The organism is Aliivibrio sifiae, assembly GCF_002954715.1.
GTDB classification, from domain to species: Bacteria; Pseudomonadota; Gammaproteobacteria; order Enterobacterales; family Vibrionaceae; genus Aliivibrio; species Aliivibrio sifiae.
This window is the reverse complement of the sequence record NZ_MSCP01000001.1, coordinates 2,002,879-2,015,322: the sequence shown is the minus strand read 5'-3', so window position 1 is coordinate 2,015,322 and position 12,444 is coordinate 2,002,879. Positions and strand designations below refer to the sequence as shown.

The 12,444-nt window shown below is 36.8% G+C and carries 14 protein-coding genes; 10 read left to right on the top strand and 4 right to left on the bottom strand.

Annotation, left to right across the window (positions count from 1 at the left end; all coding sequences use genetic code 11):
* Positions 1–85 precede the first annotated feature (85 nt).
* The gene (locus BTO23_RS09000) at positions 86–859 is read left to right on the top strand and encodes a Zn-ribbon-containing protein (protein ID WP_060993674.1); all 774 of its coding nucleotides are present in this window, start codon (positions 86–88) and stop codon (positions 857–859) included.
* A gap of 86 nt (positions 860–945) precedes the next feature.
* Here BTO23_RS09000 and BTO23_RS08995 read toward each other — a convergent pair whose 3' ends face one another.
* A complete protein-coding gene (locus BTO23_RS08995; protein WP_061005246.1) occupies positions 946–1,395 on the bottom strand; it encodes a YaiI/YqxD family protein in 450 nt (149 codons plus the stop codon).
* On the bottom strand, positions 1,395–1,664 hold the full coding sequence (locus tag BTO23_RS08990; RefSeq protein ID WP_060993672.1) for a hypothetical protein: 270 nt from the start codon (positions 1,662–1,664) through the stop codon (positions 1,395–1,397). The genes BTO23_RS08995 and BTO23_RS08990 overlap by 1 nt, the downstream gene beginning before the upstream one ends.
* Positions 1,665–2,599: 935 nt before the next feature.
* On the opposite strand from BTO23_RS08990, the gene BTO23_RS08985 reads away from it, so the two are divergent.
* From BTO23_RS08985 to BTO23_RS08955, 7 genes are all read left to right on the top strand, one after another.
* Positions 2,600–3,970, top strand: coding sequence for a PTS sugar transporter subunit IIC (locus BTO23_RS08985; RefSeq protein ID WP_105063389.1), 1,371 nt, complete (start codon positions 2,600–2,602; stop codon positions 3,968–3,970).
* Between the two features lie 32 nt (positions 3,971–4,002).
* Positions 4,003–4,308 carry a PTS sugar transporter subunit IIB gene (locus BTO23_RS08980; RefSeq protein WP_060993670.1) on the top strand — a complete coding sequence of 102 codons (306 nt, stop codon included), beginning with the start codon at positions 4,003–4,005 and terminating at the stop codon, positions 4,306–4,308.
* A 97-nt stretch (positions 4,309–4,405) separates the two neighbouring features.
* Complete coding sequence (locus BTO23_RS08975) at positions 4,406–5,815, top strand: glycoside hydrolase family 1 protein (RefSeq protein ID WP_060993669.1); 1,410 nt, start codon at positions 4,406–4,408, stop codon at positions 5,813–5,815.
* 29 nt (positions 5,816–5,844) lie between these two features.
* Complete coding sequence (locus BTO23_RS08970) at positions 5,845–6,780, top strand: ROK family protein (RefSeq protein ID WP_105063388.1); 936 nt, start codon at positions 5,845–5,847, stop codon at positions 6,778–6,780.
* A 10-nt stretch (positions 6,781–6,790) separates the two neighbouring features.
* Entirely contained in the window at positions 6,791–7,114 is a 324-nt protein-coding gene (locus tag BTO23_RS08965; protein WP_060993667.1) for a PTS lactose/cellobiose transporter subunit IIA, read from the top strand.
* 69 nt (positions 7,115–7,183) lie between these two features.
* Positions 7,184–8,191: a LacI family DNA-binding transcriptional regulator gene (locus BTO23_RS08960; protein WP_060993666.1), complete on the top strand. Its 1,008-nt coding sequence runs from the start codon at positions 7,184–7,186 to the stop codon at positions 8,189–8,191.
* A gap of 262 nt (positions 8,192–8,453) precedes the next feature.
* Complete coding sequence (locus BTO23_RS08955; protein WP_105063387.1) at positions 8,454–9,731, top strand: carbohydrate porin; 1,278 nt, start codon at positions 8,454–8,456, stop codon at positions 9,729–9,731.
* A gap of 93 nt (positions 9,732–9,824) precedes the next feature.
* On the opposite strand, the gene BTO23_RS08950 is transcribed toward BTO23_RS08955, so the two are convergent.
* Positions 9,825–10,133, bottom strand: coding sequence for a DUF3301 domain-containing protein (locus BTO23_RS08950; RefSeq protein ID WP_060993664.1), 309 nt, complete (start codon positions 10,131–10,133; stop codon positions 9,825–9,827).
* Between the two features lie 4 nt (positions 10,134–10,137).
* Entirely contained in the window at positions 10,138–11,175 is a 1,038-nt protein-coding gene (locus BTO23_RS08945) for a DUF3549 family protein (protein ID WP_061037279.1), read from the bottom strand.
* Between the two features lie 102 nt (positions 11,176–11,277).
* Between BTO23_RS08945 and BTO23_RS08940 the strand changes: the two genes are divergently transcribed.
* Entirely contained in the window at positions 11,278–11,592 is a 315-nt protein-coding gene (locus tag BTO23_RS08940) for a YqcC family protein (protein WP_060993707.1), read from the top strand.
* A 1-nt stretch (position 11,593) separates the two neighbouring features.
* Positions 11,594–12,379, top strand: coding sequence for a tRNA pseudouridine(65) synthase TruC (gene truC, locus BTO23_RS08935; protein ID WP_105063386.1), 786 nt, complete (start codon positions 11,594–11,596; stop codon positions 12,377–12,379).
* Positions 12,380–12,444 lie beyond the last annotated feature (65 nt).

The window sequence follows — 12,444 nt, the reverse complement described above, 5'->3', positions numbered from 1 at the left end:
AGAAAGATCATGATTAAATGAATTCCGATAAAGGTATGCTTATCGGAATTTTTATTTTAAACATTGTAGTAGGAAATAGGCGTTAATGTTTGTAACTGAGTTAGATTTTGAAATTTACTGCGATACTTCAATGGCTGCAGTAGAAAAAGCGATTAATTATTGTTTGGATTGTTTACGTTATAACGGACAAGTGATTGGTCGTGAATTACCGGTGGTAATGAAGGGAACTAATTTTGTTGCACGTGTGATTTGCCCCGAAGAAGATTCTCTTCATCCTGACAACCATAGCCCACAAGTGAATCTAGCGTTTAAACAATTAAGTGATTTCGGTTTATTACAACCAAAAGTAAAAGTTGTTGGTCAAGACATGAACTCTGATCCAAGTGATGAGAGTGATAAAGTGAGTTGGCAAATATTGTATACCAGTCATTTACATACTTGTTCGCCAATTCGTCATGGTGAAACATTTCAACCCATTCCACTTTATCGCTTACCTCCAGTAGCTAATGGCGATCAAAAGCAATTTATTAAATGGCAAGAAGATTGGAGTGCGTGTGACCAATTACAGATGAATGGTTCTGTCGTGGAGCATCCATCACTTCATGAGATAAGCTCAAGTAAGAGTCATTTATTTAAGCGTGGTTGGGATTTGTGCCGTCGTATGGCGGTAGTCAGTGGCATTCCAACGTATTTGTATATTTATCGTGTTGCTGGTGAAAGCAAAGAAAAAGAACTCGCGCGTAAATGTCCTGTATGTGACGGAGAGTGGGCTTTAGAAGAGCCAATTCATGAAGTGTTTGATTTTAAATGTGATGAATGTCGATTGGTCAGTAATCTGTCTTGGGATTTTAAAGACTGATTATTAAAAGATATAACTATTGATAAAAAATGGGAGCCCGTTATGAGCTCCCATTTTTTATTTTTAATCTTCTATTTTTTAGCTATTTATTTTTTAAATTTAGCAAGAATACGATCTAGTTGATTAGCAAATTCACGTCGGTCAGTCTGAGATAGTGCAGCAGGGCCTCCTGTTTGAATGCCACTGGCACGCATTGTTTCCATAAAGTCTCGGATATTTAGACGTGCTTTAATCGTTGCTTCTGTATACAACTCGCCACGCGGATTTAGCACCTGTACTTTTTTAGCAATTAATTCGGCAGCCAATGGAATATCCCCACTGATCACTAAGTCTCCCGCTTCTGAGCGTCTTACTATTTCGTCATCTGCAACATCAAAACCAGATTCAACCTGTATTGATTTAATATTGAACGCTGTTGGTACTGGAATGTAGTGGTTTGCAACAAAAGTCAGTTGGATACCAGTACGCGTCGCTGCGCGGCAAAGTACTTCTTTTACGACTTTTGGACATGCATCTGCATCTACCCAAATTTGCATTATTTATTCTCCAAAGCGTTTAAACGCTGGGTTAATTCTTTTACTTGTTGTTCAAGCTGAACAATACGCTCATCGGCAGTTAATGTACTTTCACGTACTTCAATTTTAGGTACGTGAGCACTGGCTTGAAATGATTTAATTGCAGTAATAATCGCAGGCATAGGAACTTGAGTGCTTAAGCGAGATTTAACTAGGGCTGTTGTTGGTTTTTTCCCCTCATTGATCAAATCTTGCATTATTTTTTGCAGTTCATCCGTTACATTTTTCATCATGACTTCCTATATTTCATCTGTGGGTATCATAACGAATAGTTTCATTATCTACCATAACGAAAATAAAGTGAGCAATGTCTCGTTTTATGATTCGAGGAAATATTTGTGGATAGCTAAAGTGGTAATGAGTTGTGAGAGATCTCTTACAGAATTAGTGAGTAATTACACTTTCTTAATGGTGAATTGTTTATTTTTTGACTTTAAGTTATTGATTATTAATCGCTTGGTAATTTATTTTCTTGAGCTTAACTTTCGTTAAGATAAAAATCTCCACTTAGAGCCTTGTTCTAAAAAGCCAAAAGCGTAATCTTATTGGTGTCGGAAGGATGCTGACACGGAATAGGAACAACCAAGGATTTGGTACGCTTCAGGATGAAGCTCTCGGTTACTTAGGATAAGTAATTGGCATGGAAAACAAATTTGGACATTGAATGGATTCAATAGTAACTAGGATTGTTACTACTAAGGAAGACAATGGACACCTCTAGGATAGAGGAAGGATAAAACATCAAGATGATGTAAGGGACACCGCTTAAGGATAAGTGAAGAGAGTTAGCGAAGGATTGTTAACGGATCAGGATTAGATCATGGACACCGCTAGGATAGCGTGAAAGGAATACGCTGATGGATTCAGCATACTATCAAGGATTTGATGCATGGAGCATACGGGTAGCCGGATTGCTGCAAGTAAGGTTATAACCCCATTAGGCAAAAGCTTAGTGGGGTTTTTCTTTTTTACCTGCCTTAAAAAATCATTATCTTCATAACTTCATTAATAAATTACGCAGATCACATTTTTATTATTCGTTTAATTAATAAGCGTGAGTTGAATCAAAGTTGCTCAATCATGCAATGTAACCGGTTACTGAAACCGGTTACATTGGTTTCAGTTTATGATTTCGCATGTTTAAAATTCAATTCAGGGGTGAAAAATGAGTACGCAAGCGGCAACGATGCAAAGCACAATAATGGAGAAGGTAAATAAAATCCTTCCTAAGCTTTTAAAGGTAGTAAATTCAAAACCAATTGTAGCCATTAAAGAAGGCTTCATGTTAACCATGCCATTAACGATCATTGGCTCGGTATTCTTATTATTGGCCTTTGTTCCTATTGATGGCTACGACCAATTTATGGCGGGAATTTTTGGTGCTGAATGGTCAACACCATTGTTTCAAGTTGTTGGCGCTACTTTTGATATTTTGGCACTGATTGGTGCTTTTGGTATTGCGTATACCTACGTGAAGTATGAAGGACATAATGGCGTAAATGCGGGGGTATTAGCCATTGTTTCTCTACTCATCGTAATGAACGCTTTTGTGGTTGCGCCAGATGGTGTAACGCATATAGGTGGAGTGATACCGAAAGCCTTCCTTGGTGGTAAAGGCATGATTGCAGCTATCGTTATTGGTTTAGTTGTTGGCATGATTTATTCAATGGCCTTTAACCGTAACTGGGTTATTAAATTGCCAGACAGCGTGCCAGAAGGGGTATCAAATGCCTTTAAATCTCTTATTCCTGGCTTTCTAATTATCACACTTGCTTTCTTAACATACATCTTTTTTGAGGTGGTTTTTGAAAGAACGTTTATTGAGACTATTTACCATATTATTCAAACACCACTGCAAAGCATGTCTGATTCTTTCTTTGGTGCCGTAGGTATCGCATTACTTATTTCTCTGCTTTGGTGGTGTGGTGTTCATGGGCCAGTCATTGTTATGGGTATCATGGGACCTATCGTCACGGCGAATGCGCTTCATAACCAATCAATTGTAAATGCGGGCGAAGCACTTATTGCTGGTGAGAATGGAAAGATAGTGACCAACCAATTTGTTGACCAATTCATTACTGTTGGTGGTTCAGGTCTAACGTTTGGCTTAGTGTGTTGTATGGTGCTATTTGCCCGCTCTGTTCAGTTTAAGCAGCTAGGTCGTCTCTCTTTTATTCCAGGCATCTTTAATATCAATGAGCCTGTAATTTTTGCAACACCAATCATCTTTAACCCAATTATGTTCATTCCATTTGTTACTGCACCAGTGCTGTCTGCAATCATGGTTTATACCTCAATTAATATGGGATTTGTTGGACCATTCACGGCAGTTCAAGTGCCATGGACAACACCAATGGTATTGAGTGGATTTATTGTCGGAGGATGGAGTGCCGCAGTATTACAGGTTGCAGTGTTCTGTATGACAGTGTGTGTGTACTTTCCATTCTTCAAGTATTTAGACAAATTAACGGCGCAAGAAGAAGCTAAATCAGCGGCGCCAGAAACAGAAGTGGTAACAACTACAGCAACAGCTTAATTAAAACAGATTAGATTATTATCGAGGTTATTATGAAAAAGATTTTATTATTATGTGCAGCGGGTATGTCTACATCAATGGTCGTTAAAAAAATGCGCGAATCAGCAGAGAAAAAAGGCATTAATGTTCATATTGAGGCTCACGGTGTTGAGACGATTCAAGATTATTTAGCAGAGTATGATCTGTTTTTATTAGGTCCTCAAATTCGCTTTAAGAAAGATGAACTTCAGAAGCTTGCTGATGATGTTAATAAGAAAGTTGAAGTTATCGACATGATGGATTACGGCATGATGAAAGGCGAAAAAATCTTAGATGATGCACTCGCGCTTTTAGCTTAAAAACATCTATAGGCCTAGGTCATTACTTAGGCCAAATTAAAATAATACTTCAGTTGGCTATCTTTACACTACTGTTGAAGTAAAACAGGAATTCGATATGAAATTTGCAAATGACTTTTTATTTGGTGCCGCAACCGCTTCTTATCAGGTTGAAGGTGCATGGGATCAAGATGGTAAAGGCCCAACTAACTGGGATGAGTTTACTAAAATTCCAGGGAAAACCTTTGAAGGGACAAATGGAGATGTTGCGGTTGATCATTACAATCGCTACAAAGAAGACATCGCATTAATGGCTGAAATGGGGTTAGAGTCTTACCGTTTTTCTATTTCTTGGGCTCGTATTTTTCCTAATGGAACAGGAGAGATTAATCAAAAAGGCATTGATTTTTATAACAACCTGATTGATGAATGTTTGAAGTACGGCATCGTTCCATTTGTAACACTTTACCATTGGGATTTACCGCTTCCTCTTGAAAAGGAAGGCGCATGGCTAAATAAAGCAACCGGTGATGCATACATTGAGTTTGCCAAACTTTGTTTTAATGAATTTGGTGATCGGGTTAAACATTTCATTACTTTCAATGAAACGGTTGTGTTTTGTGCACTAGGTTACATGGCTGGTGCGCATCCACCAGGCATTAAGAATGATCCAAAAAAATATTTCCAAGCAACACATAATGTATTTTATGCTCACGCTAAAGCGGTCATTGAATATAAAAAATTAAATTTATTTGGTGAGATTGGTTTGAGTCATGTGTTTAGTCCTGCGTTTGGGGTAGATGATACAGAAGAGAGCCATTTTGCAGCGATGCATGCTAATCAATTCAGTATGAATTGGTTCTATGATCCGATTTTACTGGGTAAATATCCTGAGTATGTGGTTAAGCAATTACAAGAAGAAGGCAATCTTCCTGATTGGACGGAAGAGGAATTACAAACGCTTTTAGAAGCGGCACCGCTGAATGATTTTATGGGGCTGAATTACTATCAACCACAGCGTGTTGAGAAAATTAAAGGTGATGTTGAAACTCGAGTAATTACTCGTGAAAACTCGACAGGATCTCCAGGTAACCCAAGTTATGACAATGTGTACCGCACAGTCAAAATGGAAGATAAAAAATACACTAAATGGGACTGGGAAATTTCACCAGAAGGGTTTGTTGGCGGGCTTGAAATGCTGAAAGAGCATTACGGTCAAATTAAACTTTATATTACCGAAAATGGGTTAGGTGATGAAGATCCAATCATTGAAGGTGAAGTGTGTGATATTCCAAGAATCAATTTCATTAAAGAGCATTTAGGTGCAGTAAAAGAAGCAGTTCGTCGTGGAGTACATATTAAAGGCTACTACGCTTGGTCAGCGATTGACTTATTAAGCTGGTTAAATGGCTATAAAAAGCAATATGGTTTCATTTATGTTGACCATCAAAATGGATTAGAGCGTAAGAAAAAAGCGTCTTTCCACTGGTTTAAAGATGTTATTGCGACTCGTGGTGCAGATATCTAGTGTTAGATTAGAAGTGGGAAAGTCGAATTATGGCAACGTATTTATCGTTTGATATTGGTGGGACAGACATTAAGTTTGGCGTGTTGAATGAACACGGCCACATTCTAGAACAAGGCAAGGTGCAAACTGAGCCAAGTGGGGAGCAAATCATTCAAACCATTGTTGATATAAAAGAACAGTGGTCTACACGATACACGTTTGATGGTGCGGCTTTTTCATTACCTGGTTTTGTTGATGTAAATACGGGGTATTTAAAAACCGGTGGAGCCATTGATGATTTTTACGGATTTCAATTTAAAGAGGTAATGATTGAAAAATTGTCATTACCGGTTGAATTAGAAAATGACGTTAATTGTGTGGCTTTAGCTGAAAAATGGCTTGGTAAAGCACAATCGGTTGATAATTTTATTTGCATTACGATAGGTACTGGTATTGGTGGTGCTATCTATATCAATAATCAAATGGTTCGAGGTCATGGTTTCATGGCGGGAGAATTTGGTTATATGTTCACAAAGAATATATTTGATACTGAAGATAAAGCCACTGCAACAATGAGTTTTACTGCATCAGTAAGAGAAGGCCTTAGACGTCGATATTCTAAGTTAAAGAATATTAATAGTATTGAAAACTTATCAGGCAAAGATATATTTATATTAGCGGGAGCTGGCGATGATATTGCAATTAATGTTGTTGATGATTTCTATAAAAATATAGCTATTGGTTTATATAATTTAACGTTTATTTTAAATCCAGAGAAAATTATCGTTGGTGGTGCAATAAGTAATCGAGATGATTTGATTTTAAATATAGAAAATAAATTTGAAGAAATTATACAAACACAATCATCAATAAAGAAATTTAATGTTAAAGAGTTAGTCACTATTGAAAAAAGTACGTTTAATAATGACAGCGGATTAATTGGCTCTGTTTATCACTTTTTATCAATGACCAATCAAATTAAATAGGAATAAAGCGATGTTAGTCGGTGAAGAATTAGAAAGCACAGTAATGGAACTGATCATTAATGCGGGTGAATCAAAATCATGCGCAATGGAAGCCCTTCGTGCTGCAAAATCGGGTGAATGGGATAAAGTTGATGAGTTATTAAAACAATCAGCAGAAGCATCAAAAAGAGCCCATGATGTGCAAACACAATTAATTGGTCTTGATGAAGGTGAAGGTAAAGTTCCGGTAAATTTAATTATGGTCCATGCTCAAGATCATATAATGACATCTATGCTTGCAAAAGAAATGATTCAAGAGTTGATAGAGATCCATCGAGTTTTGCAGAATAAATAATAAAGTGTATTTAGCGTAATAACTTAGCTATTATTACGCTAATTCTTTTTGGGTGTATTTGGTGGGTGAATGGCAACAATTAATGATGTATGTAAGCTTGCTGGTGTTTCTAAAGCGACTGTTTCTCGTGTAATGAATGGGAAAGGGCCGGTAAAAGAAGAAACCAAAAAACTGATTTTTGATGCAATGGAAACATTGAACTATAAACCGAGCCTTGTCGCTCAAGCATTGGCAACAAATAGTTCAAATAGCATTGGTCTTATAGTCTCTTTCTTTGATGGTTATTATTTTGGTATTTTACTCAAAGAAGCGACAAGAATTGCAGAAGAATCAGGTAAGCAGTTAATTGTTACTGATGGTCACAACCAACTTGAAACCGAAATAGAAGCCATTAATTCATTAGTCGCTAGAAAGTGTGATGCTATTTTAATTTATAGCCGAACCATGACTGCGACTGATTACTGTAAGATTCAAGAAACACTACCTATTCCTTTAGTTGTTATAAATAGAACATTACCTGATGGGTTAGGGCATGCCGTTGCTTTTGATCAATATGATGCAAGCCGAATGGCAATAGAACACCTTATTGAATTGAAACATAAAAACATTGCAATTATCACTCTTAGTCTAGCTTCAAGTACAGGACAAATAAGATTGCAAGGTGCGAAAGAAACACTAGAAAAGCATGGTGTATATTACGATGAGAGCTTAACAATCGTGAAGCACGGTAAGTTGGAAGATGGTTATCAAGCGTGTAAAGAACTACTGAGTAAATCAGATAAAATTACCGCTATATTTTGTTTTAATGATCATTTAGCGCTAGGGGCAATAAAGGCATTAAAAGAAATGAACTTGCGAGTACCTGAAGACATTTCAATTGTAGGTATTGATAATGATGAGATATCAGCGTTCTTATCTCCTGCATTAACAACAATTAATGTACCAATACAAGAAATAACACAACTAGCAATGAATAAAGCATTAGCGTTAATCTCGGATAAAGAAATAAAACCAACTACCGAAGTATTAACTGGGGATCTTATTATTCGTGATTCTAGTATGGAAAATAATAAATAATAAATAATAAATTAACTAATATAAATACCTGAGTAAATTTATAATAAATTCGGGTGTTTTTAAATATCTTCCTTAAATTATACTGAATAAAATATATATAAATATAAAAGTCATGTGATTAACTTAATAGTTAATACTTCCTGTATTTGAATGTATTTAATTAAGTGCTTAATAATTAAATAGAGAATAAATGAATAACTTTAATTAGTGCGTTTTTGCATTGATTTGAATTTTGCTGTCTAAATATTTAAAGGAATATAAAATGAAGTTATTACCTGTTGCTTTTGCTGTTACAGCTGCACTTTCTTCACCAATGATTTTGGCTGAAACAGAATCGCTAGATAATATCCAATTAGATGACCAACAACCCTTAGTTATTTCGCCTGAAACTGACATACCTGATGGAATTGTATTTTCAGGGTACGCTCGTTATGGTTTTCACTTTTCAGATGACACAGAGAAATACGTTTCTGCTGACGGTCAATTGATTGGGAATGCTACGGGTCGTTTAGGTAACGAAAGCAATGGGGGAGAATTTCAATTTGCTAAAGGATTTGTTTCTGATAATGGCACTATTTGGGATGTCGTTTTAATGTTAGAGCATTGGGGTGATGAAGTTGGTTTGAAAAAATTCTATGCGGGGGCTACGAATGTTTTTGAATCACAACCTAATGCTTATATTTGGGCGGGTAGAGATTTCCATAACCGTCCTCAAACAGGATTGAACGATTATTTCTGGATGCAGAATGATGCTCAAGGTGCTGGTATTAAAAATCTTGAATTTGGCAGTGTAAAATTCGATATGGCAGCGGTAGCACAAGTTGATGATAATGGTGGCACTGGCGATAGCGGAAATTATGCGATTACCTCTAAATTGCATGATATTAACCTGACAGATGCATTAGCCTTATCATTGTATGCTAACTATGGTTTCTCTTCTAAAAATACAGAGACAGATAAAGATACGCAAACATGTACGGGGACTGGGTTGGATAAACAGTGCTATGTAGATGATATCGATTCATATCAATTAGCAATTCAGCTTGATCATACTTATGGTGCAATGACGAATCAGTTTGTTACTCGTTATGGTAACAATGTCGATAATAATATCTTTAATAAAACAGAAGACCTCACTACGTTGCTTATGCAATTAGAAGGTAAATTCGTTATTAGTAATCAGACTAATATTGAATATTTAGCAGGTTATCAATCGTTAGAAGATAAAAGTGCAAGTAAGGATGACCGAGCGAACTACAGCGCCATTGTTCGACCAACGTATGCATGGAACAGCATTCATTCAACTTGGTTAGAAGCGGGTTATTCTGTGGTTGATTTTGATAATCAAAGTGGACAAAACGACGCGTGGAAAGTCACGCTATCTCAAAATATCAGCTTTGATATGGACTCTGGAGCACGCCCAATGTTGAGATTCTATGCAACGGTTGGTGATTCAAATACAGAGGTAGATTTAACTCGTGGAGAAACGGGTAAGCAAGATACATTTGCTGTAGGGGCTATGTGGGAAGCGTGGTGGTAATCTCAAGCTTATAAAATAAGGGGAGGGTTGAGCGGGTAGCTACGTTAGTACCTGCTCAATTTTCAAAATTTATTAATGTAGTAATAAACGCGACTAATATTCTTGAGCCATACGATATGGAGGTAAATTAAACTTCGCAGCTTTAAAACCGATCATGATTAATTTCCCTGTATAATGATCATCACCAATGGATGAAAATTCAAATTCATAAGTCGTATATAAACGCTTTTTACCACTAGGTAATGTAAACCCATAAGATCCTCTTGCGACACTTAATAGCTGCAATTCCATTTTTTTACAATAATGTTGAATTGCTTGGTGTGCATATTCTGATTGTCTTCGTTGCTGCCAAAAAAGAAAGCAGAAAAAGGTTAAGCCAAGTATCGCAAAAAGATTATCCATATCATTAGCTCTTAGTCGTTTGCTGTAAAGTTAATAGTGCATCTGCTAACTTAGGATCTGCTTCTCCATGAAGGATCTGTAGCATACACATACGTAATTTAGGTTGCATAACTAAATCAGCAAACAGTTGATTGAACAGTTGTTGATCGCCTGTTTGAGCTAAACGTAGTAAGAATAAATTTGCAGTTACTATATCTTCTAATCCAGCCCAACAACGGCCAGCTACCGCCACTAATACTTCTGGATGACTTAATCGTTCGCTTGATAGAACGTTTGTTAATGCCTGAGTTAAGATAGGATTTGAAGCACCTGAAAGGGCGCGGATATGTGCCGACAGTAAAAATAGGTCAGCATTATCATCAGCACAAAGATCAGTGACAATATCTAGCTGCTTTTGTGCTAATTTTTCTGGTAGATCTACATGCTCTAAACAACCAAGAGTGGCGTATAAAACGGTGGTAGGTAAATGAGATAATGCTTTGCGTAATACTGTGCCATTGTTTTCTTTATTTAGGTTTGCGCATACATCAGCTAAGCCCTGAACACCAACAAACTGCCAGTTATCCCAACCATTCTTACCTGAAAGGTAGGTTTGGGCATGTTCATAATACTGACTCATGGATTGCTTTAAATCAGAACGTAATAAGCTATGAAACATAGCCATTTTGTCGTCTTTAGGCTTAAAAGTATAAGGGTTATTAGCCAGCTTTTGTTGTTGCTCTTCGTTTAAATCGCCACTTAATGACACACCAATCGCTTCAACAACATATTTAATAAAGTTACCAATATCGCCTTGTTGTAATAAACCGCGTTCATCTAATGGTAGTTTTAAAAACCAAATCCAAGGTTGCTGAGTTTTATTCCAGTAAGCTATCGCTAGATGGGCATGGCGCTGAAGAGGAAAAGGATAAGGCTGCTGAGCTGCTTCTATGGATTCAAATTGTTTATTTGAAATAGGTTGTACACGACGACCTAAATCATAAATTGTGTATTCACAGTCTGATTGTTGTATCAGTTGGCTAAGCGTATAAATCTGGTCCATGATATGTCTTATTCTATGGTTAATATCGTGATTATACCCAAGCCTTGATAAGATGGTATCCTTTGTCATTAAAAGTATCAGAGAGTGCGAGTTCAATCGGTTATGACAGCATCGTTAGTATTATCAGAGTTACTAGAGCAGCTAGCTCAACAATTGGAATATCATGGGCACTGGCAAAGTACAGCACCATCGATAGCTGATTTATCAAGTACAGAACCTTTTTCAATCGACACCTTATCTGCTACTGAATGGCTACAGTGGATTTTCATTCCTAAAATGAATCAGCTAATTTCTCATGGTCAACCGACACCAAAAGGGTTTTCGATTGCACCTTATATTGAAGAAGCATTAAAAGATGTTGATGGTTACATTGAAATAGTTCGTTTATGTCACGCCATTGATGTATTAGGTAAATAAAGTGAATACAGAAGAAAACGCAGTGACTTACGATGAGTTATTGGAAGAGCAGGTTGAGCCAATTGAGCTTGAGATCGTTTATCGTGACGAGCACTTAATTGCGATTAATAAACCAGCAGGCATGTTAGTTCATCGTTCGTGGTTAGATAAGCATGAAACGGTTTTTGCTATGCAGACATTGCGAGATCAAATTGGTCAGCATGTTTTTCCATTGCACCGTTTAGATAGACCTACATCAGGTATATTGTTTTTTGCATTATCAAGTGAGATTGCCGCTCAAGTTTCACCGCTATTTGCGAGTCGAGAAATTAAGAAAACTTACCATGCGATAGTGCGTGGTTGGATAGAAGAAGCTGACACACTAGATTATCCGTTGAAAAAAGAACTGGATAAAATTGCTGATAAAAAAGCATCAAAAGAAGTGGAAGCGAAAGAGGCTATTACGGAATACAAACCATTAGCTAAGGTAGAGTTACCTTATTCAACCGGTAAATTTCCAACCAGTCGTTATTGCTTAATGGAACTTAAACCTCATACCGGCAGAAAACATCAGCTTCGTCGTCACATGGCACATTTGCGTCACCCAATCGTAGGGGATACCAGTCATGGTGATGGTAAGCATAATCGATTATTTAAAGAAAATTTAGACAGCCATCGTTTGTTATTACATGCATCAGAGCTGAGCTTTACTCATCCAATTACGGATGAAAATATTGTAATAAAAGCAAACGTTGATGAAACGTGGCAGAGATTAATGACAGAGTTTGCTTGGGATATAGAGTTATAGAAAATAATGTTAAAGATAATAAAAAAGGGAAGTGAGATAAACTCACTTCCCTTTTTTTAATCAAG